Genomic DNA, 22,771 nt, shown 5'->3' with positions numbered 1-22,771 from the left:
CCTACTCGCGGATCCGCACGACGCCCTCGGTGAACGCCCGGCGGTTCGGGACGACGTACTCGGCGCCCTCGCTCTCGACGTGCGTGACGAACACGTTCACCTCCTGGACGACGCCGTCGGTGTCGCCGATGCGGACGCGGTCGCCGATGCTGTACGGCTGTTCGAGCAGGAGGTAGAACCCCGCGGCGCCCGAGGCGAGCAGGTCGCGGAAGGCCAGCCCCCCGAACAGGACCAGCGCGAAGCCGTACGTCGCGAGCAGGACGACGAGCGCGCCGGTGTGGACGCCGAGCTGTCCGAGCGCGACGAGGACGGCGACGAACACGACCGACCACTTCGCGACCGCCGGGACGATGCCCATCTGTGGCAGTTTGATGCCGCTGAGGCGGTCGTCGACGAGCAGCTCCACCTTGTCGCCGACGACGAGGCCGACGATGAGCACGAGGACGGCGAGGAACAGCGAGGGGAGGAAGCCGGCGGTCCGGTTCCAGAACGTCGAGATGTACTCGACCCGGGCGATGGTGAGCGCGACGATGACGCCGAGGATGAAGATGAAGTACCCCGAGAGGTTGGCGACCAGCGACACCGTCGAGGTGCCGAACTCGCGGGCGGTCCGCTCGAAGGCGGTCCCCTCGATGGTCTCCGGGACGCCCGCGCCCACGAGGATCCGGCGGTTCACCCGGACGACGAGGTAGCCGAGGAACGCCCCCAGCACGAGGACGCCCAGCGCCAGCCAGATCCGGGCGGTGATGCTCGTCAGCGCGGACTCGACGATGCCGGCGGGCGACTGGAGGGGTGTCGGGCCCGCCGCCGCGGCGGCCAGCGCCCGCTCGGCGGCCGGCGTGAGGTCGACGTCGGACATGGGTCAGTACTCCTCCGGGTCGAGTTCGAGAACGAGCGATCCACCCTTGAAAGCTCGGACGAGGCCGTCGGACTCCGAGAGGACGATGGCGATGGCGTTCGTGTCGCGGGTGATCGCGCCGCCGGCCATGTGGCGCGCGCCCAGCCCCTTCGGGATGTCGACGCCCTCCGCCCCCGGTTCGAGGTAGCGGTACGCCGAGACGATCTTCCCCGAGTCGGAGATGACGAACGCGCCGTCGAGGCGAGAGAACTCCTTGAGCATCACGTTCACGATGGGGTCGCCGACGTGGACGTGGCTCTTCTCGAAGGGGTTGTACGAGAGCGGGCGGGACTTGTTCATCACCTTGCCCGCGTCGCCGACGACGAACAGCGCGCCGACGGGCTTGCCCTTCTGGCCCTTCTTCCCGAGCTCGATCGCCACGTCGAACACGTCGCGGACGACGTTCGGGTCCGCGCGGGAGTTGGCGAACAGGTCGTAGATCCCCGAGTGCATCGACTCCGAGACGGCGGTGCGGATCACGCCGTCGAGGGGGTCGCCGAAGACGCCGACGGCGCAGGCGACTTCGTCGCCCTCGGCGCAGTAGCCGTGGTCCATGGCGCCCTCGACGCCGAAGCGGATCCGGTCGCGGACGTTGTCGAACTCCAGGGGGAGCTCCACGAACCGCTCGGCGTCGTGGTCGTTCTCCGGGGCGACGACGACCGCCGGCTCGTCGTCGACCTCCCGGTACTCGTCGTACACCGACCCGGTCGGCGAGAAGAGGAACACCTCGTCGACGTCCGCGACGAGGTCCGCGAGGAGATCGACGGAAGTAGTCATGGCCGGAACGTTTCGCGGCGCGTTGATATCGGTTTCGGCACGTGTCTTGCGCACGGCTTGCGGCCGCATCGCACCCCCGTGTTCGGATCCGGTAACCGGCCCCTACCGCCGCTCCCGGCGGCAGCTCCGTCGCCCTCGGGCTATCCGGGCTCGTCGCCGCGCTCGACCACGGCGTAGCCGTCGGCCTCCAGCGCCGCGCGGATCCGCCGGTCGAGCAGGTCCTCGACGTCCCCGTCGAAGCCGCGGAGGGGCCGGTCCTCCTTCCAGAGGTACACCTCCGTCGAGTCGGGCTCGACGAACCGGTAGCGCCGGCCGTACTTCAGACCGTTGTCGCCGTACGCGACCACCGAGACGTAGGGCCGTCCGGTGTACCGGGTGTCCGCGTCGTCCCGGTCGCCCTCGGGGTCGTACTCGTCCCAGTCGCCGACCTGATAGACGCTCACCCACTCGAAGTCCGTCAGGTTCGTGGAGTACTCTCCGGTTGCCAGCCGGCGTTCGACCGTCTCGCGGTCCATCGTGACCGCCTCGTCCGTGTCGAGGTCCCTCGCGACGACCGTCTCGGGGGTGATCTCCGTCACCTCCCACGTGTCGAGCGTCGGCGCGTCGGCGCCGACCCGCTCGCGTCTGAACGGGTCGCCCTCCTGCAGGTAGTCGCCCTCGCGCACGTGGATGTAGGCGGGGCTCCCCAGCCGGAGTTCGATGTATATCTCCGACGGGTCGGTCCCGATGCGGGCCCTGTCGCCGTCGACGGTCGTCGTGCGCGTGCGCTCGGTGGTCGATCCCCGTTCGCCGTCCGATTCCTGTCCGTATTGCTTCATGGCTTTTCGTGTCTGTCTCCTCTCGTCGGTCTGGATCCTCCGGTAGCTATAGGTCGGTTCTCGCCGGGATAGCAACGGAACTCTCGGCCCCGTAAACGACCGATGCCGCCGGCGTCCCGGTGGGTTCCCGGGAGTGCCGGAGCTCGATCCCGCGGGGTGTGCGACGAGCCGGTCCCGGTGGACCGGGCTCAGCCCTCGACCTCGATCCGGGTGCCGGTCGCGATCGCGTCCTCGGGGATCGGCAGCGTCACCTCGAGGACGCCGTTGCGGTACGAGGCGGCGATACCGTCCTCCTCGATGTCCTTCGGCAGCCGGAACGACCGGTGGTAGGTCTTCTTGCTGTTGTGGGCGTCGTCGACGTGTTCGGCCGCGACGTTGAGCCGGCCCTCGTCCCACGTCACGTCGATCTCCTCCCGCTCGAACCCGGGCATGTCGACCGTCAGGACGAACGCGTCGTCCTCCTCGTACAGCTCGACGCCCTCCATCGCGGCGCCGAACACGCCCGGGAACAGGCGGGACGGCAGGTCGAGGCTCTGGGTCCAGCTGCTCGGCGTTGTGACTGGTAGCATCTGTGTTCACCTCGCTACTCGGGAGGGAGGTACGCAGCGATCCGATATGACCGTTTCGTGCGCCGTGCTAACAGTGATTCCTCGCGACGCTGTCGCGCTCTCACCGTCGGTCGACCGTGCCGCTCCCCGTTCGCCGGCGGCGGCGCGAACGCGGTGCGCGCCCTTCCCGGTTCGAATCCGCTCCGAGAAGCATTCGACCCCTCGCTATCGCTCGGGGCACTCATGCGCGGGACCGGATTCGAACCGCGGTCGGTACGCTCGCTCCCGCTCGCTTCCCTCCCTGATTCGAATCCGCTCCGTGTCGATTCTCACGGCTCTCCCGTTCGGTCGAGCCGGAGAATGCGCGGGACCGGATTCGAACCGGCGGACCCCTATGGGACAGCGTCCTAAGCGCTGCGCCGTTGGCCTGGCTTGGCTACCCGCGCTCGCCACACAGTATCCCGAATCGCGGTAAGTAGCTGTCGGACGCGGGCGACGATTTATCACCGCCGGCACCGAACCCCGCACCGATGTACCGCGCCAGCGACGAGGTGGAGCACGAGGAGTGGCTCGCCCGGCTCCGCCGGGCCGCCGAGTCGCTGGAGCTGTCGGCGGAGGCGCGCTCGAACGCCACGGACCTCTTCCTGTCGGCCGTGCCCGAGGAGGACCGATCGAAGCCCGCGATGGCGGCGGCCGCGCTGTACGCCGGCGCGCTCATCGCCGGCGACGAGCGCCCGCAGACCGCCGTCGCCGAGGCGATGGGCGTGAGCCGGCTCTCCGTCCAGCAGCGCTGGAAGGACGTGATGGACGACGCCGGCTTCCGGCCGCCGACGTGGTGAGCCGGAGGCTGCCGGATCTCCCTTCGGGCTACTGCCACACGGCCCCCCGAAAACCCGGTTGTCGTTGAGCGAACCGGTCAGCCGTACTCCGCCAGGAGCAGTCGGTAGGCCCACAGCGCCAGCCCCGTGAACACGCCGAGTTGGCCCAGGAGGAACAGCGCGCCGCCGACGTACGCGAGCAGGCTGTCGGGGTCCCGGCCGGCGTAGCGGATCGCCTGGTAGCCGACGAGCAGGAACAGGCCGCCGACGAGGAGCAGTCGGGTCGTGCGGGAGCGGCGGCGCAGCCAGCCGACGGCGTCCATCTCACTCCGCGTCCGGGGGAGCGGTGCCGCGCCCCTCGCGCTCGGGGGTGAGGTTGCCGTGGCGGTCGATCTCGCCGCGCACGATCCGCGTCGAGGAGATGCGGTCGCCGTCCTCGGCGGGCACGTGGTCGACCACCTCGATCCGGAGGCTGGGTAGCCCCTTCTCCTCGCGGATCTCGTTGACGCGCTCGGCGCCGTCGCGCGTCTCCGGGGAGACGACGAGCGCGTCGAACCCCGGCTCGACAGCGATCCCGGTGGGCTCGGTGAGCTCCCGGATCTCGTACTCGCGGTCGTACTCCTCCGCGAGCGGCGCGAGCTCCTCGTCGAGGTCGCGCTTCCGGTCCTCGAACGGGCGGACGTACCGCTCCGTGTGGCGGGTGGCCGGGGCGAGTTCGTCGGCGGTGAGCCCGACCGTGAGGTCCCCCAGCTCGAACGCGCGCTCGAACAGCGCGCGGTGGCCGTCGTGGACCGGATCGAATGTCCCGCCCAGCGCGACGTTCATACCCCGCCGTGGGCTCCCCCGGAATTAAAAGCGACGTTACCCGGCGTCCTCGCGCTCGGCGTCCACCGAGATGTGGACCGGCCCGCGGGGGTCCTCCTCCTCGTCGCCGTCGCCGTCGCCGTTCAGCCGGGCGTCGAGGTTGAACACGGTGTTCAGCTGGTCCTGCACCTGCCCGACGACGCCCCGGACCAGCGCCGACGGCTCGATCGCCTCGTACTCGTAGGGGTTGTTCCCGGCGCCGGCGGACTCGCGCTTCGTCCGCGTGACCGTCTCCTCGTCGTGGAGTTCGGCGAGGGCCTCGCGCACCGTGCTCGGGTACAGGCCGGTGCCGTCGGCGACCTCCTCGCTCGTCGACCCGGGGTGCTCGCGGAGGTAGACGTAGATCCGCGCCCGCGTCTCGGTGTCGAGGAGCCACGACAGGAGGTCGACGATCCGCTCGTCGAAGCCGTCCGCGACCCCGCCGGCCTCGGCCTCCAGCCGCTCGGCGGCCTCCCGGAGCTCCGAGCGCGCGTCGTCCTCGCCGGCGGCGTCGTCCGTCTCTCCGCCGTCCTCGGGTTCCTCGTCGGGAGCCATGTGTCGCATTTCGTCGGTCAGAACTCCGGAGTGAAAACCCCGTCGCCGCCGGCGGCGCGCGCGGAGGGGAGCCGCGGCGGTCCGGGCCGTCCCCCGCCGGGTCGGCTCCCTACCCGCCGTGTTCGTCGATGAGCAGGTCGCGACACAGCGCCTCCAGACCCGCTTCCTCCCGGATCCGCCGCTGGCGCCGGGCGCCGGACTCGCGGTCGAGCAGCGTCCGCGGTCCCTCGACTCCCAGCCGGTCGGCCTCCCGGTCGACGACCGTCGCGAGGTCGACGACGGAGTCGCCGTCGCGGCCGAGGAAGTCGGCGTCGCGGCCGTGGCGCATCGCGCGCCACTTGTTCTCGTCGAGCAGTTCGCGGCGCAACCCCCCGCCGGGACCGCCCGCGTCGCCGCCGTCGCCGACGGCGACGCCGGACGTCGGGTCCGCCTCGTCCTCGTAGCGTTCCGCCAGGTCGACCACGAGCGCGTGGACGTACTCGACGAAGGCGCACACCACGTCGGGGTCCGACTGTCCGTCGGGCGTGCGCACCTCGACGGTGCCGTGGCCGGTGTGGGGGCGCACGTCGAACCAGAGTTCCCCGCGGTCCTCGATGGAGCCGTGCTCCACCATCCGCCGCTCGAACTCGTCGTAGGCGGCGAAGTCCTCGAAGTGCCCCGGTATGCCCGTGTTCGGGAGGTTCTCGAACACCTTCGCCCGCGCGGAGGCGAGCCCGGTGTCGAACCCGTTCCAGAACGGGGAGTTCGCCGACAGCGCGAGCATCGGGGGGAGACACCAGCGGATCTCGTTCGCGATCCACGTCGCCTTGTCCGCGTCGTCGACGCCGACGTGCACGTGCAGGCCGGCGGTCGTGTTCCGGTGTTGGGGGTACTGGATGCGGTCCAACTGCGAGCGGTAGCGTGGCTTCTCGGCGTGGTCGAGTTCGCGCCACACCGCGGCGGGGTGGAGTCCGGCGCCGGCGATCCGGAAGCCGTACGACTCGGCGTGGTCGACGAGCGCCTCCCGGACCGAGACGACGTGTTCGCGCACCGCCCCCGGGTCCTCGATCAGCGGCGTCTGCGTCTCGACGACGAACTTGAACAGCTCGTGGTCGATGCGGTCGGTCAGGGGTTCGGGCGGGTCGCGGTCGCCGTAGACGAGCTCGTCGCTCCCGGCGGTCGGCCGCCCCTCGCCGTCGACGACGTAGAACTCCTCCTCGACTCCGAGCGTGCCCATCCGGTCGAACGCCGTCGCCGAACCCGTGTCCATCGCCGACGGCTTCGGCGGCGGCCGGTATATATCTCGGGAAACCGGCCCCGATGGAACGGCCCCGACCGTGGCTGTGCGAGGGTTCAAGTCGGATGCCGGCACCAGACCGTCGCGGACGGTCGAGGTTCCGGAACGGCGCGGGAGGGAACCGGGGCACGCCCGCGACTCCTCGGCGTGGGTAGCGGGGTTCGGTTCACGAGCGGGAACCGGGACCGACAGTCCGAGTAGTCCCGCACGGACGGGACCGAGCATGTCAGCGAGCGACGGGACCGGCGCCGAGCGGCCGCGCTACCGCGGCGTCGCGACGACGGCGAGGTGATCCTCGTGGAACCGGTCGAGCCGGCGGGTCTCCAGCACCTCGTACGCCTCCGCCAGGTCGGCGAGCACCTCGTCGAACACGTCGTCGGGAGCGGCGGCCACGTCCTCCGAGCGGGCCTTCACCGCCAGCAGGAGGCGGCCGTCGTCCGAGAGGAACCGACGGTTGCGCACGGCCACGTCCGCCTGCCCGCGGGTCGCGACGTCCTGCACGAGGACGTCGCAGTCCGCCTCGACGACGTGGGCGTACGTCTCCGGGCGGCGGGCGTCCTTGAGCAGCGGGAACAGGTTCGTCCGCGACTCGCAGGCGTCGAGCAGGTCCCGAACCGGGCGCGGGGAGAACTCCACCGCGTAGGTGGGCCCCGCGAAGTCGGCCACGTGGCTGACGGTGGTTCCGTTGGCGGCCCCGAGGTACAGAACCGTCTCCCCGCCGGACAGCCCCGTGTCCATTCCCAGTTCGAGCATCGCGCCGAGCTTCGACCGGCCGGCGTCCCACGCGCGCCACCCGCCGTCGGTCGGCTCGCCGTACACCGGCTCCCCGCGGGTGCACAGCCGCTGGTCGCCGTCGACGACGCGTCGCTCGACGCCCGTCGGGAGCGACGCGTCGGTCCCCGTCATTCCGAATCACCGCCGTCGCCCCCGGCGCGGGCGCGGATCGTCCGGATGCGCTCGTCGAGTTCCGCCTCCAGTTCGGGGCGGTAGTCGCCGGAATAGTGGTCGATCCGAGCGGCGATGGTCAGCTTTCCCGCGAGCGCACGCGACGCCGACCCCCGGTCCTCCGGCCGCGTCCCGCGGACGTACTCGTGGGTGTAGATGACGCCGTGCTTCGGCGAGGTGCCGTGGCCGCGGAGGTGCGCGAACAGCGCGTCCTCGGCGCCGAGCACCTGGAGGGTGCCGGAGGGCTTCCTCGCGAGGGTCTCCAGCCCGCCCGCCAAGGAGATGAGGCGCGCGGCCAGCACCGGCCCCGCCAGCGCCGCGAGGTTCGGCGCCGCGACCGGCGCGCGCGACTCGATGAACGCCTCCAGTTCGTCGGCCTCGCGGTCGAGGTCGGCGACGCGGCGGGCAAGCGAGACGACGCGCTCCTCGGCGGGGCCGTCGGGATCCCGTTCGGCGAGCGCGCGACAGCCCCCCACGCCGGTGCCGGCGTCCGGGAAGAGCGTGCCGGCCCACTCGGCGACGCGCTCGGCGAGTTCGTTGGCGACGCGCTCGGCGTCGTCCATCGCGCGGACGGCGTGGAGCAGTTGCCGGTCGTCGGCGCGCTCGCGCTCGTCCACCGCCGCGCGGGTCGCCGCGAGCGTCGCCTCCCGCAGCGCCGCGTAGTAGTGCTCCTCGTCGTCGGCGAAGCCGGACTCGACCGCGAGCGCGGGCCAGTCGGCGGGCGCGTCCGCGGTCCCGTTCCGAACGCGGTCGGTCAGCGACTCGTCGTCGCCGACGGCGAACCACGCCGGGGAGTCGGCGTCGTCAGTGGTCATGCTCCCCCGTTCCCGGCGACCGTTCATGAGCGTTGTCTCCGCGAGCGACGGTCGACCGTCAGATCCGTCGATCCGCCCTCGCGCCCGAACCGAGCAACCTTTGGCCGCGCCAGGGCCAGAACCGCGCATGCAACAGCCGGAACTCGACGAGAGGGAGGCGCCCGAGGCGGGCGAACTCACGCCGCCCGACCGCACCCTGATGGGGCCGGGTCCGAGCGACGTGCACCCGCGCGTCCTCCGGGCGATGAGCACGCCGCTGGTCGGCCACCTCGACCCGTCGTTCGTCGAGTTCATGGACGAGACGCAGGAGCTGCTCCGGTACGCCTTTCGGACGGACAACCAGTGGACTATCCCCGTCTCCGGCACCGGATCGGCGTCGATGGAGGCGGCCATCGGCAACCTCGTCGAGCCCGGCGACACGATGCTCGTCCCCACGAACGGCTACTTCGGCGGTCGAATGGCCGAGATGGCCCGCCGCGCCGGCGGCAGCGTCGTCGAGGTCCACGCGCCGTGGGGCGAACCGCTGGATCCGGTCGACGTGCAGGCGGCCTTCGACGAGCACCAGCCGGACGTGTTCGGGTTCGTCCACGCCGAGACCTCCACGGGCGTCCGCCAGCCCGACGTCCCCGAACTGACGAGTATCGCCCACAACCACGACGCGTACGTGATCGCCGACTGCGTCACCTCGCTCGGCGGCGTCCCGCTGGAGGTCGACGAGTGGGGCATCGACGCGGCCTACTCCGGGCCGCAGAAGTGCCTCTCGTGCCCGCCGGGGGCGTCGCCGCTGACGCTCAACGACCGCGCGATGGACAAGGTCCTGGGCCGGGAGGAGCCGTCCCGGTCGTGGTACCTCGACCTCTCGCTCCTGGAGGGGTACTGGGGCGAGGAGCGCGCGTACCACCACACCGCGCCGATCACGAACGTCTACGCGCTCCGGGAGGCGCTCCGCCTCGTCGCCGAGGAGGGGATCGAGTCGCGCTGGGCCCGCCACCGCGGGACGGCCGGCGCCCTGAAGGCCGGGGTCGAGGCCATGGGCCTGGAGCTGAACGCCGCCGACGAGTACTGGCTCCCGAGCCTGAACGCGGTTCGCGTGCCGGACGGCGTGGACGACGGCGCCGTCATCGCTGACTTGCTGGAGGGGTACGATCTGGAGATAGCGTCCGGGCTCGGCGACCTCGCGGGCGACGTCTTCCGGATCGGCTGCATGGGCCACTCCGCGCGGCCGGCGAACGTCTCGTTGCTCGTGTCCGCGCTCGGCCAGACGCTGGCGGAGCACGGCGCCGACGTGGACGTGGGCGCGGGCGTCGAGGCGACGGCATCGCGTCTGTAGCTCCCGGAACGGCCCGTTCTCGCTCCCGTCGGCCGGCCACCGATCTGAAGTGGCTGGCGCGACCATCCGCCGGGCGCACATGGACGAGGTACTCGACGCCGCCGAGGTCGTCGCGGACTCGGAACTGGAGGGTGCCGTCGTCTGGTTGCTGCGGGTGGTCGGGATCGTGCTCGTGCTCGCCGGCGCGGGCCTGTGGCTCCTCACGGAGGCGGGCCTGCTGTGGCTCCCGGCGCTCGCGATGGTCGCCGGGGCGGCGCTGATCGTCGTGCCCGGCGTCCTCCTCGAACTGCTCGAACTGTTCGGCTGAGCGCTCCGCCGCCCCCATCGTCGCGGTCACGTCACGGGCCGTCGGAGACTCTGCGGAGCCGGCACCGCCGAGCGGGGGTCGCCGGGCGGCTTTTTCGCCCCGGCGCCGCAACGGATCGGCGTATGTACGAGGACATCCTCCTGGCGACGAACGGCGGCGTCGCGTCGATCCGGGCGACCGAGCACGCGCTGGAGCTGGCGGCCGACCGCGCCCGGTTGCTCGACGACCTGGACATCGCCGTCGAGCGGAAGGCGACGCTGCACGCGCTGTTCGTCGTCGACGAGGCGGCCATCACCACCTACCCCGGCGACGAGTACGTCGACGGCCACGAGGGGCCGGAGTACGGGTTCGAGGACCTCGGGGAGGAGACCCTCGCGGACGTGCGCGACCGGGGGGCGAAGCAGAGCGTGACCGTCGAGACGCACCTCCGCCACGGCACCCCCGAGGAGACGATCCTGGCGGTCGCCGACGAGGTGGACGCGGACCTGATCGTCGCGGGCAGCCAGCGGCGACCCGACGAGTACCGGATGCTCGTCGGGAGCGTCACCGAGCGGGTCGTCCGCGCGAGCGAGCGGCCGGTGCTCGTGGTGAAGACCCCCGTCGACGAGACCGGCGAGCCCGTCGCGTGAGTCGTCGCCGGCGGAGCGCCCGCCCCCGCCCTCGACGGCGTCGGCGCGGCGTCCGGCGGGGCCGCGGCCCGAACGACCCTACCACTCGGCGAGCGCGTTCGCGCCGTGGTACCGCCGGAGGACGCCGAGGAACGTGAGCGCCCCGAGGACGGCGAACCCGCCGCCGACGTAGAACACCCACTCCATCCCGACGGTGCCCATGAGCCAGCCGGCGGCGACCGGGCCGATCACCGAGCCGGGCCGCCACACCAGCTCCCGGATCCCGAAGCTGGAGGCGACGCCGTCGCCGTCGCTCCCCTCGTCGGCGAACAGCGCCATGCTCGCGGGCTCGCGGAAGCTGTCGGCGACCCCGAGCCCCGCGTTCAACAGCAGCAGCGGGAGGAACGCCGCGGAGACGGCGCCGAGGAACGGGAGCGACGAGGGGAGCCCGAGCGCGTCGCCGACCAGCGGGGTGAACGGCACCGCCACCGCGACGACGCCGTAGGCGCCCCCGCCGGCGAAGACGAACAGCGAGCGTCCGTAGCTGTCCGACAGCCGGCCGGTGAACGGCTGGAGGAGCATGTTGGTGAACTTCTCGGAGACCGTGATGACGGAGACGGCGAACGCCGGCATCGCGAGCCCGCCGCTGGCGGCGGCGTAGCCGGCGAACACCGGGATCCAGTTGCGCACGAGCGTCACGGCGACGGAGTACTGCGCCCGGAAGGAGGTGAGCGTGAGGATGCGGCGGTTCACCGCGAGGTCCGCGAACGGGAACCCCTCGACGCGCGTCTCGTCGGCCGAGAGCAGCAGCGCCGTCCCGAGGAACGTGACCACGTACAGGCCGGTGATGACGAGGAACAGTTCCCGCGAGCCGCCGAAGTAGTCGTAGAGGAACCCCGCCGACAGCCCGCCGACGATGGAGGCCGCGAAGGAGGCGGCGTTGGCCTTGCCGATGCGGTTCGCGCGGGTCCGCCTCGTCGCGAGCTCGCCGACCAGCCCCAGCGTCATCAGCCCCATCCCGGTGAAGACGACGCCCTGCATCGCGCGCACCGCGAGCAGGCCCGTTCCGTCGGAGACGACGCTGAAGGCCGCGTAGGTGGCGACCCCGATCCCGAGCGTCCCGAGGAGGACGAGCCGCTTGTCGTAGCGGTCGCCCGCCCACGCCAGCGGGACGACCGCTGCGGTCTGCGCGAGCGTGTACGCCGTGTACAGGAGGCCGAACGCGACGCCGTCGATGCCGAGGTCCGTCGCGATCTTCGGGAGCACGATGATCAGCGCGATGCTCCCGAAGCCGCCGGCGAACCGCGAGAGATACAGCGTCCAGAACTGGAGGGGAGAGGTCGAGGAGTCGCTCACGTCCCGGCGTTCGCGGCGGGGGGCAAATGACCGTCGAAGCCGGCCGACGGCGCCGCGTCTTCTTCACTCCGGGGATCGAACGGGTCGCATGGTCACGCTGCTCGACACCTACATCGAGAACCGCGAGCGGGTCCAGCCCGACGACACCAACAACCACGACACCGCACACGGCGGCAACGTCGCCAAGTGGATGGACGAGGTGGGCGCCATGTCGGCGATGCGCCTGGCGGGGTCGCCGTGCGTCACCGCCAGCATCGACCGCCTCGACTTCGAGCGGCCGATCCCCCGCGGCGACACCTGCCTCATCGAGTCGTACGCCTTCGCGACGGGGCGGACCTCGATCCGCGTCCGCCTGCGGGCCTCGCGGGAGATCCCCGAGACCGGCGAGCGCGAGCGGACGACCGAGGCGTCGTTCGTCTTCGTCGCCATCGACGAGGACCTCCGACCCACGGAGGTGCCCGACCTGACGGTCGAGACCGACCGCGGGGAGGCGCTCCGGTCGGAGGCGCTCGCGGCCGAGCCCGACGAGTGACCCGGGACCGGTCGGGGGGCGGGGCAAGCGCTACCTCCTCCCGGCGCGTCCGTCGGTCATGGAACTCACGGGGTCGCTGCGCGACCGACTCGACGGGGTGGCGCTGTCGGCACACCTCGCGACCGCCGTCGACGACCGCCCCCACGTCGCCCCGGTGTGGTTCGTCCTCGACGACGGATCGGACGCGCTGTGGCTGTTCACCGGCGGCCGGAAGCTCGACAACCTCCGTCGCAACCCCCGCGTCGCGCTGTCGGTGGAGTCGGCCGACCGGGCCGGGAACGTGGACTGGCAGGCGACCCTGCTGGGCACCGCGCGCGTCGTGGACGACCCGGAGCGGGCCGCGTGGGTCGACAGACGGCTCTCGGAGACGTACGGGATGAACGGGGACGACGCCGGGGCCGAGGCGGACGCGACGGGGAAGGGTGCGGTCGCGGACGACGCCGGCTCGGACGGCGCCGATGGGGAGGGCGCACTCGTCAGGGTCGACGTGCGGACCGCGACGCTGACGGCGTTTTGAGCCGTCGATCCCGGCGACCGTCCGTGCGGGCCACCGTCGTCGCTGACGACGAGGGTCGCTTCGCTCGTCACTTCCTTCCTCGCAGAAACGGGCTGGGAGGGAGTTGAACCACGCCGTCGGCTCGCTCCGCTCGCCGCCGTCTACTTCAACTCCCTCGGACGCCGTTCCGCGACACGGCTCCTCGACCCGCTCGCTCCGCTCGCGGGTCTCGTCGCGACGTGTCGCTTCAGAAACGGGCTGGGAGGGAGTTGAACCCCCGACCGACGGATTAAGAGTCCGTCGCTCTCCCTGACTGAGCTACCAGCCCTCGCGTTTCCGAGATACGTGGGTACGCTAAAAGGCCTTCCGTTTCCCCGACGGCGCCCCCGTGAACGAACATCACCGCTTAAGTAGCGGCCGTCCCGACTCCGCGTCACATGAGTACCGGGGTCACCGTCTCCTCGATGTCGACGTACGCCATTCTCGGCTGCGGCAGCGTCGGCCACGCGGTCGCCGACGAGCTGACCGACGAGGAGAAGGACGTGCTGATCCTCGACAAGGACGAGTCCCGCGTGGAGGCGCTGCGCGACCAGGACCTCAACGCGCAGGTCCAGGACATCGCGGACCCGGACGTCGTCGAGGCGGTCGCCGACCGCGACGTGCTCCTCATCCTCTCGTCGGACGTCGACGCCAACAAGGAGGCGGTCCGCGCGATCCGCGACAGCGGCGGGGACCAGTACGTCGTCGTGCGGGCGTCCGATCCGGTCAGCGAGGACGAGCTCGTGGAGCTGGGCGCGGACGTGGTGATCAACCCCTCGACGGTGATCGCCGACTCCGCGCTCCGCTCGCTGGAGTCGGGCGAGCTGGAGTACAAGGCCCGCCAGCTCGCCGACATCCTCCGGAACACGACCGGGAAGCTCGCCGTCCTCGCGCACGACAACCCCGACCCCGACTCCATCGCCGCGGCGGTCGCGCTGCAGGCCATCGCCGCCGAGTTCGACGTGGAGGCGGACATCCTCTACGACGGGGAGATCGGCCACCAGGAGAACCGCGCGTTCGTCAACACCCTCGGCATCGACCTCCACGCCCGCGACGAGGCCCAGCCGCTCGGCGAGTACGGCGCGCTCGCGCTCGTCGACTACGCCGAGACCGGCGGGAAGGACGTCGACGCCGAGGTCGACATCTACATCGACCACGACGAGCCTGAGGAGCCGATCGAGGCGGCGTTCACGGACATCCGCAAGAACGTCTCCTCCACCTCGACGATCCTCACGAAGTACCTCCAGGAGTTCGACCTCTCGCCGGACGAGACGGTCGCGACCGCCCTGCTGTACGGGATCCGCGCGGAGACGGTCGACTTCAAGCGCGACACGACGCCCGCGGACCTGACGGCGGCGGCGTACCTCCACCCGTTCGCGAACCACGACACCCTGGAGGACGTGGAGTCGCCGAGCATGAGCCCGGAGACGCTGGACGTGCTCGCGGAGGCGATCCAGAACCGCGAGGTGCAGGGGAGCCACCTCATCTCGAACGCCGGCTTCGTCCGCGACCGCGAGGCGCTCGCGCAGGCGGCCCAACAGCTGCTCAACCTCGAGGGGATCACCACCTCCGCCGTCTTCGGCATCGCCGACGACACCATCACGCTCGCGGCGCGCTCGAAGGACATCCGCATCAACATCGGGAACGTCCTCCGGGACGGCTTCTCGGACGTGGGCGAGGCGGCCGGTCACTCCAAGCAGGGCAGCGCCGAGATCCCGCTCGGCCTGTTCACCGGGATCGAGACGACCGAGTCGAACCGCGACACGCTGCTCCAGCTCTCCGAGGAGGCCGTCAGGAAGAAGCTGTTCGACGCGATGGGGGTCGAGAGCACCTCCGGCTCGGGGTCCGGGGCCACCGAGTCCGGCAACGGCTCCTGAGCGCCCCGACCCGCAAACACTGCCGCCAGCCGAAACCTTCTTCCCTACCGTGACACTAGTTAACACACGTCGGAGGTGGTCGTCATCGGAGGGTACGCCGAACGCGACGAAACAGGCTCGAGGACGACCGAGCGCCAGATCCGTATCGACCGAGAACCGTATCAGAACTAGGCCGGATCGCCGGGGGTCCCGCCCCGGCGCCGACCGTCGGCATCGCACGACCGACACGCTCGAATCGCACGACCAACGCAGCACCGTTCCCCGGACCGACCGCGTCCCGCTCGCGGTCGCTTCGGGTACTGCCGTCCGCACGCCGCAGCGGACGCTCCGGGAGTCGGATCGGGTCGGGGGGCGGGACGCGGCCGCCTCGGCCGTCTCCCCCGAGGCGGCTCACGCTCGCGCGCTGCGCTCGCCGGCGTCGGACACTCGTCCGGGGTCGGTCGCGTGCGCCTACGCGACCGCCTCCTCCTCGTTCTCCTCCTTCAGCCGCTCGATGGTGTCGTTCACGAGGATCACGTCGCCGACCGCCCGCACCCAGCGGTACGGGATCATCACGCCCTTCCCCGGCTCGATCCGGCCGGCGAACAGCTCGTCGCTCAGCTGCGACAGCGCCAGCCCCGTGACCGCCTGCGAATCCAGGTCGAGGCGCACGTCCTCGACTTCCCCCACGAACACGCCGTTGTTGGAGTAGACCTCCCGCCCCACGAGGTTCGTGATCTCCTGCGGCGCCGCGTCTGCGTTCATGCTCCGAGGATCGGTACGCCGGGTCTTAAAATCGTTCCTCGGTGCCACGCGCGCGTCTGACGCGGGGCGGACGCCTCCCGCCCCGAGCGCGGCGATCCCGGTCGCTACCGCCCCGTCGGCGCGATGGCCTCGACGGGGTGTTCGGCCGGCTCCCCGAGGAGCGCGTCCAGTTGCTCACAGCAGGAGGTGCCCGAGGCCAGCACGCGGTCGGCGTCGCCGAACTGCTCGGCCAGCGGCTCGCCCACGTCCATCGACAGCTCGTAGTACTGGGACTTGTAGCCGAAGCTCCCGGCCATGCCGCAGCACTCCGTCTCGGAGGTGTCCACCTCGTAGCCGAGCCGCTCCAGCACCGCGACGGTGTGCGCCTCCAGGTCGAGCGTCCGCTGCTGGCAGTGGGCGTGGTACGCCACCGGCTCGCCGTCGCCGCCGGTCAGGCCGCCCGGGTCCGCGCCGTTCTCCAGCAGGCCGAACACGTACTCCAGCACCTCGTAGGAGCCCTCGGCGAGCCGGTCGGCGTCCGACTCGGGCAACAGCTTCCCGTACTCCCGCTCGAACGCCGCGAGGTCGCTCGGCTCGATCACCACCACGTCGCGGCCGGCGTCGAGTTCGGGGAGCAGCGCGTCGCGGCACCGCTCGGCCTTCCCCCGCGCCGTCTCGATCATCCCCTGCGACAGCGGCGCGCGCCCGCTCCCGACCGCTGCGGACTCGGGGACGCGCACCCGGACGCCGAGCGCCTCCAGCGTCCGGACGGCCGCCCTCCCGCGGTCCACGGCGACGTGGTTCGTGTAGACGTCGGGGTACAGCACCGCCTCCCTGCGGGCCATCTCCCGGGAGACGCGGGGCCCGCCGCGGTCCTCGAACCAGTCGACGAGCGTCTCGCGCTCGAAGGCCGGCAGGTCGCGCTCGGGGGCGACGCCGAGCCAGCGGTCCATCGCCGCCCGGACCGGGCCGAGGTTCGCGCCCCAGTTCGACAGCGGCGCGGTCGCGCTCCCGAGCCGCGCGAGCGTCTCGAAGTTGCCGAACAGCCGCTTGGCCGGGTCGAGGCCGGCCGGCTCCTCGTCGGGCGTGAGCCCCTCGACGAGCGGGTCGAACGTCCCCGGGTCGGCGCCGCGGTTGATCCGGTCGCGGACGACCGTGTTTATCCACGGGATGTCGATCTCCACCGGACAGGCGGGCACACAGCGGGTGCAGCCGGTGCAGAGGTCGTTGAACTCGGCGGCCGTGTCCAGCCCCTCGACGCCGGCCTCCCAGCCGGTGGCGATGCCGCCGGAGTACGTCTCGCCGCCGAAGGCGTGGCCGCCGACCGACTGGAAGTTCCCGCAGGAGTTCGAGCAGGCGCCACAACGGATGCAGTACAGCGTCTCCCGGAGGTCGTCGTCCTCGCGCATCGCGAGGCGGCCGTTGTCGACGAGCACGAGGTGGAACTCCCGGTCGGGGTGGGGCTCGGTCGCGCCGTCGCCGGCGGCGGTCCCGGGCTCCGCCATCGCGACGTCGGGGTCGCCGAACCGCACCGGCGGCGACGGCACCGGCGGCGTGAGCAGCGACACGTACGAGGTGATGTCCTGGCCCGTCCCGGAGCGGCCGATCAGCTCGACGAACGGCGCGAGGTCCTCGACGCTCGGGATCACCTTCTCGACGCCCGCGACGGCGACGTGCGTGTCGGGCACGACCGCGGTCTTGCGGGCGTTGCCCTCGCTGGTGACGAGCGCGACCGTCCCCGAGTCGGCCGTGAGGAAGTTCGCGCCCGTGACGCCCACGTCCGCCTCGCGGATCTCCGCCAGCAGCTTCTCGCGGGCGAACCGGGTGAGCTCCTCGGCGGTCTCCGGGCGGTCGTCGCCGTCGAGGTCGAAGCGCTCCGCGAACAGGTCCGCGATCCCCTCGCGCGACTTGTGGATCGCCGGGCCGACGATGTGGCTCGGCGCCTCGTCGGCCAGCTGGAGCACCCACTCGCCCAGATCCGTCTCGGTGACGTGGGCCCCGTCGGCCTCCAGCGCCCCGTTCAGCTCCAGCTCCTCGGTCGTCATCGACTTGCTCTTGACGACGTTCCCGCCGGCGACCACCTCGCGGACGTACTCGTTGGCGTCGGCGGCGTCGTCGGCGACGTACAGGTGTCCGCCGCGCGCCTCGACCGCCTCGCGGAGGTCGTCGATCAGATCGGGGAGCCGCTCGATGGCGTCCTCCTTGACCGCCCGCGCCTCCGACTTCAGCGACTCGTAGTCCGAGAGCTCGCGGGTCGACTCGTAGCGGCCGCGGTTGAACCCGCGGGTGTTCTCCGCGACCGCGTCGCCCTCGGTGTCGAGCAGGCGACGGATCCGCGCGGCCGTCTCCGCGCGCGAGTCGGGCTTACTCATCGGCGTCCCCTCCGTCCACGGCGACGTCGTCGCCCCTCGCGTCCGCGGCTCCGGGCTCGCCGCCCCCGCCGTCCGACTCCACGAGCACGACGTCGACCTCGCGGGGGCCGTGCGCGCCGATCACCAGATCCCCCATGTCGGCGGTCGCGGAGGGACCGGTGGCCAGTACCGCGCTCGCGCCCTCGCGGAGACGGTCGCCGAGGGCGGCCATCGCCTCGCGCATCCCGGGAACGACGTCCGCCGCGCGGACCACGGCGACGTGGCGCTCGGGGAACAGCGAGACCGCCTCGCTGCCGGCGGCGTCCGATTCCAGCACGACGGTCCCGTAGTCGGCGATGGCGAGCCGGGCGGCCGTGACGCCCGTGTTCGCGGCGTCCAGATCCGCCGGCGTCGGGTCGGTCGCGACCGCGTCCGGGAAGTCGAGCCCGTGTGGGAGCCGGACCCCGACCGCCGGCGGATCGATCAGGTCGGCGACGGTTCCCGTGACCGCGTGCGGGGCGACCCGGTGGACGGTCGCGTGGTGGTCCTCGGCGTTGGCGACGAACGCCGAGAGGGTGTCCGCGCTCATGTGACCGAGTACCGTACCGGGGTCCCTTGGCTGTTGTGTCGGGTCCGGGGCGGGCGCCTCCCCCGCGCGGGACCGCGTGCCGGCCGTCGCGACAGCCGTGAGGGCCCGCCGCGGGACCCGCTGCGCCCCGTCGTGGAACGCGCGAGGCCCCGCGGACTGAAACGCGCTTCAGGGACCGCTTTTCCCGTCGGGCGCCGTCGCGCCGGCATGGACACCGATCGTACGACGCGGTACCTCGCCCGGATCGGCGTCGACCCCGCGACGGTCGCGGTCGACCGCGAGGGCCTCCGTCGCCTCCAGCGCGCACACGTCCTGTCGGTCCCGTTCGAGACGCTGGCGGTCGTCGGGCACCCACACCGCCCGGACGACCCGGAGGGGGTCGACCACGACCCCGACGCGCTGTACCGGAAGGTCGTCGACCGCGAGCGGGGCCGCGGCGGCTTCTGTTACGAGCTGAACGAGCTGTTCCGGACGCTGCTGGCCTCGCTCGGCTTCGAGGTGACGAGGGTCGCCGCCCGCGTCGCCGACGGCCCCGACGACCCCGGCCACCCGCCGGCGAACCACCAGACGACGCTCGTCTCGCTTCCCGACGCGTCCGCCCCGGTCGTCGCCGACGTGGGGATGGGCGTGCCGACGATGCGCCGCCCGACGCCGCTGACGGGCGAGCCCCTGACCGACGAGGCCGGCGTGTCGTGGCGCGTCCGCGAGTGCGACCGCCCGGACGCGGACTACCGGACCGAGTACCGACGGGCGGGGGACGGGGAGTGGACCGTCCGCTACCGGTTCGGGGCCGTCGCCCGCGAGCGCCCCTTCTTCGCGGCCGCCCGCGAGTTCCTCACGGCCGCGCCGGAGTCGCCGTTCACCGGCGATCCTGTGGTGTCGCGGGCGACCACGGAGGGGCACCTGAAGCTCCGTCCGGACGAACTCGTCCGCGTCGAGCGGGGCGAGGAGCGGACCGATCCGGTCGCGCCCGGGTTCTGGGACGCGGTCGCCCGCGAGGAGTTCGGGCTCGCGTACGACCCCGCCCGACGGTCGCGGGATCCGGACGTGTGACCGCGTCGCGGCGCGAGCGGCGGCGCGACGGCCCCGGCGTCCCGCCGCATTCGCCGGCTCCCCGCGGGCTTATGTGACTCCCCCGCAGACCACCGACCACTCGATGTCTTCCGATGCCCCGTCCCCGCCCGACGGCGGGCCGGACCTGGCGGACGCCGACTACGACTACGTCTCCGACGACGTCGCGGAGCCGGGACTCGTGGCGGACCTGGAGGAACTGGTCGAGGGCGACGTCCGCTTCGACACCTACTCGCGACAGCTGTACGCGACCGACGCCTCGGCGTACCAGCGGACGCCGATCGGCGTCGTGCTCCCGCGCGACACCGACGACGTGGCCGCGGTGATGCGCTACTGTGCCGACCACGGGATCCCGGTGCTCCCCCGCGGCGGCGGCACGTCGCTCGCGGGCCAGGCGGTGAACGAGGCGGTGGTCCTCGACTTCACCCGGTACATGGACGAGGTCCACGATCTGGACCCGGAGGCGCGCGAGGCGACCGTCGACGCCGGCTGCATCGTCGCCGAGCTCAACGAGGCGGCCGAGCCGCACGGCCTGAAGTTCGGCCCCGACCCGGCGTGGCGCGACAAGTCCGCCGTCGGCGGCGCGATCGGGAACAACTCGACCGGGTCGCACTCGCTGAAGTACGGCAAGACCGACGCGTACGTCGAGTCCTGCGAGGTCGTCCTCGCGGACGGGTCCGTCGAGACGTTCGGCGAGGTCGAGGTGGAGGAGATGCGCGCGGAGGCCGATCCCGAGGGCGACCTCCTCGAACGGATCTACGCGGAACTCGTGCGGGTCCTCGACGAGGAGAGCGACGAGGTCACGGCCCGCTACCCGGACATGAAGCGCAACGTCTCCGGCTACAACCTCGACGTGCTCGTCGAGGAGGCCCGGGGGGAGTGGGCGGACGGCGACGGCCCGGGCGAGGAGGGCGTCGTGAACCTCGCGCGGCTCCTGTGCGGGAGCGAGGGGACCCTGGGGGTCGTCACGCGGGCGACGCTGTCGCTGGTCGAGATCCCCGCGACGAAGTCCGTAGCGCTCCTCACCTACGACTCGCTGATCGACGCGATGGAGGACGTGGCCCCGATCCTCGAACACGACCCCGCCGCCGTCGAGGTGATGGACGACACGTTCCTCGATCTGGCCCGGCAGACGGCGGAGTTCGGCGACGTGGTCGGCCTGCTCCCGGACGGGACCGGCTCGGTGCTGCTGGTGGAGTTCTACGCCGAGGACGACGACGACGGGCGCGCGAAGGTCGCGGGGCTGGCGGCGGACCGCTGTCCCGGGTCGGAGACGGAGGTCGGGCCGGGCGACGAGGCCGTGAGCACCGGCGAGCCGGCGCGCGCGACCCACGTGTTGGAGGCGCACGACGCCGACCGCCGCGCCACGTTCTGGAAGATGCGCAAGGCGGGGATGCCGATCCTCCTCAGCCGGACCTCCGACGCGAAGCACATCTCGTTCATCGAGGACTGCGCGGTGCCCCCGGAGCACCTCCCCGGCTACGTCGAGGGGTTCCAGGAGCTGCTCGACGAGGTCGGCACCTTCGCCTCCTTCTACGCCCACGCCGGGCCGGGCGTGCTCCACGTCCGCCCGCTGGTGAACACGAAGTCGCTCGAGGGGATGGAGCAACTGGAGCGTATCGCCGAGGGCGCGACCGACCTCGTCGTGCAGTACGGCGGCAGCGTCTCCGGCGAACACGGCGACGGACACGCGCGCACCCAGTGGAACCGCAAGCTGTACGGCGACGACCTCTGGAACACGTTCCGCGACCTCAAGACGGCGTTCGACCCCGACTGGGTCCTGAACCCCGGGAACGTCTGTGGCGACCACTCCCTCACCGAGCACCTCCGATTCGACCCCGAGTACGCCTTCGACGCGGGCTTCGAGCCGGCGCTGAACTGGGACAACGAGAACGGCTTCCAGGGCATGACGGAGCTGTGTCACGGCTGCGGCGGCTGCCGCGGCGGCCAGTCGACGACCGGCGGCGTGATGTGCCCCACCTTCCGGGCGGCCGAGGAGGAGATACAGAGCACCCGCGGCCGCGCGAACCTCCTCCGGGGGGCGATGTCGGGCGACCTCCCCGGGGACCCGTTCTCCGAGGAGTTCGCGGACGAGGTGATGGACCTCTGTATCGGCTGCAAGGGCTGCAAGCGGAACTGCCCCAGCGGCGTCGACATGGCGAAGCTGAAGGCGGAGGTGGCCCACGAGCGCCACGAGCGCGAGGGGCCGAGCCTGCGCGACCGCCTGTTCGCGAACATCAACCTCGTCTCGCGGGTCGGGTCGGCGCTCGCGCCCGTCTCGAACCTCGCGACGAGGCTCCCCGGCTCGGGGGTGCTCGGTGAGAAACTGCTCGGCATCGCCGCCGAGCGCGACCTCCCGTCGTTCCGTCGGACCACGCTGCGCGACTGGTACGACGCCCGCGGCGGCCCGACCGTCGCCGAGGCGGACGCCGAGCGCGTCGCCGTGCTCGTCCCGGACACGTACACGAACTACAACCACCCCGAGGCAGGGAAGGCCGCGGTCCGGGTGCTGGAGGCCGCCGGCGTGCGCGTCGAACTCGCGGACGTGGAGGACACCGGCCGGCCGGCCCACAGCATGGGCTTCATCGACACGGCGCGCGAGCGGACGGCGGAGGCGGTCGAGGACCTCGCCCCCCGGATCGCCGACGGCCGCGACGTGGTGGTCGTCGAGCCCAGCGAGGCCGTGATGCTCCAGTCGGACCTGCTCGACCTCCACGACTCGGCCGACGCCGAGCGCGTTGCCGCCAACAGCTACGGCGTGCTGGAGTACGTCGACGCGTTCCGGCTGGACGAGGCGATGGACCTCGCCGGCTCCGGGTCGCTCACCTACCACGGCCACTGCCACCAGAAGGCGACCAAGAAGGACCACCACGCGGTCGGCGTGCTCCGGCGCGCGGGCTACGAGGTCGACCCGCTGGACTCGACCTGCTGCGGCATGGCCGGGAGCTTCGGCTACGAGGCCGAGCACTACTCGATGAGCACGGCCATCGCGTCGATCCTCTTCGACCAGGTCGAGGAGAGCGCGGGCGAGGAGGTCACCGCCCCGGGCGCCTCCTGCCGGTCGCAGTTGGCCGACCGCGAGGGCGCCGACGGCGACCCGCCCCACCCGGTCGAGAAGGTCGCGGCGGCGCTGCGGTGAGGAGGCGGCGTGCCGACGCCGGCGGCGGTAACGCCGACCGCCCGTCTCCGGTGCCGTGCC

General features: G+C 72.0%; 23 protein-coding genes and 2 tRNA genes. 9 read left to right on the top strand and 16 right to left on the bottom strand.

Annotated features, from left to right (window positions below):
• Position 1: 1 nt before the first annotated feature.
• The 5 genes from ACQUQ1_RS13950 to ACQUQ1_RS13930 all read right to left on the bottom strand — a co-directional run bounded on the left by ACQUQ1_RS13950 (position 2) and on the right by ACQUQ1_RS13930 (position 3,487).
• Positions 2–859 (bottom strand): mechanosensitive ion channel domain-containing protein, encoded by an 858-nt coding sequence (locus tag ACQUQ1_RS13950; RefSeq protein WP_435064912.1) that lies wholly within the window; start codon positions 857–859, stop codon positions 2–4.
• 3 nt (positions 860–862) lie between these two features.
• A complete protein-coding gene (dacZ, locus tag ACQUQ1_RS13945; protein WP_435064911.1) occupies positions 863–1,675 on the bottom strand; it encodes a diadenylate cyclase DacZ in 813 nt (270 codons plus the stop codon).
• A gap of 140 nt (positions 1,676–1,815) precedes the next feature.
• Positions 1,816–2,493, bottom strand: coding sequence for a hypothetical protein (locus tag ACQUQ1_RS13940; RefSeq protein WP_435064910.1), 678 nt, complete (start codon positions 2,491–2,493; stop codon positions 1,816–1,818).
• Between the two features lie 188 nt (positions 2,494–2,681).
• Positions 2,682–3,062 carry an Hsp20/alpha crystallin family protein gene (locus ACQUQ1_RS13935; RefSeq protein WP_435064909.1) on the bottom strand — a complete coding sequence of 127 codons (381 nt, stop codon included), beginning with the start codon at positions 3,060–3,062 and terminating at the stop codon, positions 2,682–2,684.
• A 340-nt stretch (positions 3,063–3,402) separates the two neighbouring features.
• Positions 3,403–3,487, bottom strand: a tRNA-Leu gene (locus ACQUQ1_RS13930).
• Between the two features lie 84 nt (positions 3,488–3,571).
• Between ACQUQ1_RS13930 and ACQUQ1_RS13925 the strand changes: the two genes are divergently transcribed.
• Entirely contained in the window at positions 3,572–3,880 is a 309-nt protein-coding gene (locus tag ACQUQ1_RS13925; protein ID WP_435064908.1) for a transcription initiation factor IIB family protein, read from the top strand.
• Between the two features lie 77 nt (positions 3,881–3,957).
• Here ACQUQ1_RS13925 and ACQUQ1_RS13920 read toward each other — a convergent pair whose 3' ends face one another.
• From ACQUQ1_RS13920 to ACQUQ1_RS13895, 6 genes are all read right to left on the bottom strand, one after another.
• Positions 3,958–4,182: a hypothetical protein gene (locus ACQUQ1_RS13920; RefSeq protein ID WP_435064907.1), complete on the bottom strand. Its 225-nt coding sequence runs from the start codon at positions 4,180–4,182 to the stop codon at positions 3,958–3,960.
• A gap of 1 nt (position 4,183) precedes the next feature.
• Positions 4,184–4,684 carry a phosphopantetheine adenylyltransferase gene (locus tag ACQUQ1_RS13915; protein WP_435064906.1) on the bottom strand — a complete coding sequence of 167 codons (501 nt, stop codon included), beginning with the start codon at positions 4,682–4,684 and terminating at the stop codon, positions 4,184–4,186.
• A gap of 36 nt (positions 4,685–4,720) precedes the next feature.
• Positions 4,721–5,257 carry a helix-turn-helix domain-containing protein gene (locus tag ACQUQ1_RS13910; protein WP_435065038.1) on the bottom strand — a complete coding sequence of 179 codons (537 nt, stop codon included), beginning with the start codon at positions 5,255–5,257 and terminating at the stop codon, positions 4,721–4,723.
• A 109-nt stretch (positions 5,258–5,366) separates the two neighbouring features.
• On the bottom strand, positions 5,367–6,506 hold the full coding sequence (locus tag ACQUQ1_RS13905; RefSeq protein WP_435064905.1) for a glutamate--cysteine ligase: 1,140 nt from the start codon (positions 6,504–6,506) through the stop codon (positions 5,367–5,369).
• A 288-nt stretch (positions 6,507–6,794) separates the two neighbouring features.
• Positions 6,795–7,439 (bottom strand): fibrillarin-like rRNA/tRNA 2'-O-methyltransferase, encoded by a 645-nt coding sequence (locus ACQUQ1_RS13900; protein WP_435064904.1) that lies wholly within the window; start codon positions 7,437–7,439, stop codon positions 6,795–6,797.
• Positions 7,436–8,293 (bottom strand): NOP5/NOP56 family protein, encoded by an 858-nt coding sequence (locus tag ACQUQ1_RS13895; RefSeq protein ID WP_435064903.1) that lies wholly within the window; start codon positions 8,291–8,293, stop codon positions 7,436–7,438. The genes ACQUQ1_RS13900 and ACQUQ1_RS13895 overlap by 4 nt, the downstream gene beginning before the upstream one ends.
• Positions 8,294–8,420: 127 nt before the next feature.
• Between ACQUQ1_RS13895 and ACQUQ1_RS13890 the strand changes: the two genes are divergently transcribed.
• The 3 genes from ACQUQ1_RS13890 to ACQUQ1_RS13880 all read left to right on the top strand — a co-directional run bounded on the left by ACQUQ1_RS13890 (position 8,421) and on the right by ACQUQ1_RS13880 (position 10,559).
• Positions 8,421–9,623, top strand: a complete 1,203-nt coding sequence (locus ACQUQ1_RS13890) for a pyridoxal-phosphate-dependent aminotransferase family protein (protein WP_435064902.1) — start codon at positions 8,421–8,423, stop codon at positions 9,621–9,623.
• 79 nt (positions 9,624–9,702) lie between these two features.
• The gene (locus ACQUQ1_RS13885; RefSeq protein WP_435064901.1) at positions 9,703–9,930 is read left to right on the top strand and encodes a hypothetical protein; all 228 of its coding nucleotides are present in this window, start codon (positions 9,703–9,705) and stop codon (positions 9,928–9,930) included.
• Positions 9,931–10,052: 122 nt separating this feature from the next.
• The gene (locus ACQUQ1_RS13880; RefSeq protein ID WP_435064900.1) at positions 10,053–10,559 is read left to right on the top strand and encodes a universal stress protein; all 507 of its coding nucleotides are present in this window, start codon (positions 10,053–10,055) and stop codon (positions 10,557–10,559) included.
• Between the two features lie 78 nt (positions 10,560–10,637).
• On the opposite strand, the gene ACQUQ1_RS13875 is transcribed toward ACQUQ1_RS13880, so the two are convergent.
• On the bottom strand, positions 10,638–11,894 hold the full coding sequence (locus ACQUQ1_RS13875; RefSeq protein WP_435064899.1) for an MFS transporter: 1,257 nt from the start codon (positions 11,892–11,894) through the stop codon (positions 10,638–10,640).
• 88 nt (positions 11,895–11,982) lie between these two features.
• On the opposite strand from ACQUQ1_RS13875, the gene ACQUQ1_RS13870 reads away from it, so the two are divergent.
• A complete protein-coding gene (locus ACQUQ1_RS13870; protein ID WP_435064898.1) occupies positions 11,983–12,426 on the top strand; it encodes an acyl-CoA thioesterase in 444 nt (147 codons plus the stop codon).
• 58 nt (positions 12,427–12,484) lie between these two features.
• On the top strand, positions 12,485–12,943 hold the full coding sequence (locus ACQUQ1_RS13865) for a pyridoxamine 5'-phosphate oxidase family protein (protein WP_435064897.1): 459 nt from the start codon (positions 12,485–12,487) through the stop codon (positions 12,941–12,943).
• Between the two features lie 233 nt (positions 12,944–13,176).
• Here ACQUQ1_RS13865 and ACQUQ1_RS13860 read toward each other — a convergent pair.
• Positions 13,177–13,250: transfer RNA gene (locus ACQUQ1_RS13860), tRNA-Lys, on the bottom strand.
• A 109-nt stretch (positions 13,251–13,359) separates the two neighbouring features.
• On the opposite strand from ACQUQ1_RS13860, the gene ACQUQ1_RS13855 reads away from it, so the two are divergent.
• On the top strand, positions 13,360–14,838 hold the full coding sequence (locus ACQUQ1_RS13855) for a DHH family phosphoesterase (RefSeq protein ID WP_435064896.1): 1,479 nt from the start codon (positions 13,360–13,362) through the stop codon (positions 14,836–14,838).
• A 450-nt stretch (positions 14,839–15,288) separates the two neighbouring features.
• Here ACQUQ1_RS13855 and ACQUQ1_RS13850 read toward each other — a convergent pair whose 3' ends face one another.
• From ACQUQ1_RS13850 to ACQUQ1_RS13840, 3 genes are all read right to left on the bottom strand, one after another.
• Complete coding sequence (locus tag ACQUQ1_RS13850) at positions 15,289–15,582, bottom strand: PRC-barrel domain-containing protein (protein ID WP_435064895.1); 294 nt, start codon at positions 15,580–15,582, stop codon at positions 15,289–15,291.
• 104 nt (positions 15,583–15,686) lie between these two features.
• On the bottom strand, positions 15,687–17,933 hold the full coding sequence (locus tag ACQUQ1_RS13845; protein ID WP_435064894.1) for an LUD domain-containing protein: 2,247 nt from the start codon (positions 17,931–17,933) through the stop codon (positions 15,687–15,689).
• Positions 17,926–18,501 carry an LUD domain-containing protein gene (locus ACQUQ1_RS13840; RefSeq protein ID WP_435064893.1) on the bottom strand — a complete coding sequence of 192 codons (576 nt, stop codon included), beginning with the start codon at positions 18,499–18,501 and terminating at the stop codon, positions 17,926–17,928. The genes ACQUQ1_RS13845 and ACQUQ1_RS13840 overlap by 8 nt, the downstream gene beginning before the upstream one ends.
• Before the next feature lie 207 nt (positions 18,502–18,708).
• On the opposite strand from ACQUQ1_RS13840, the gene ACQUQ1_RS13835 reads away from it, so the two are divergent.
• A complete protein-coding gene (locus ACQUQ1_RS13835) occupies positions 18,709–19,554 on the top strand; it encodes an arylamine N-acetyltransferase family protein (RefSeq protein ID WP_435064892.1) in 846 nt (281 codons plus the stop codon).
• A gap of 103 nt (positions 19,555–19,657) precedes the next feature.
• Positions 19,658–22,711 (top strand): FAD-binding and (Fe-S)-binding domain-containing protein, encoded by a 3,054-nt coding sequence (locus ACQUQ1_RS13830; protein ID WP_435064891.1) that lies wholly within the window; start codon positions 19,658–19,660, stop codon positions 22,709–22,711.
• Positions 22,712–22,771: the final 60 nt, after the last annotated feature.

It is taken from the genome of Halobaculum sp. EA56 (assembly GCF_051195075.1).
Classification (GTDB): Archaea; Halobacteriota; Halobacteria; order Halobacteriales; family Haloferacaceae; genus Halobaculum.
The sequence above is the reverse complement of the archived record's forward strand: the minus strand, read 5'-3'. Positions and strand labels throughout refer to the sequence as shown.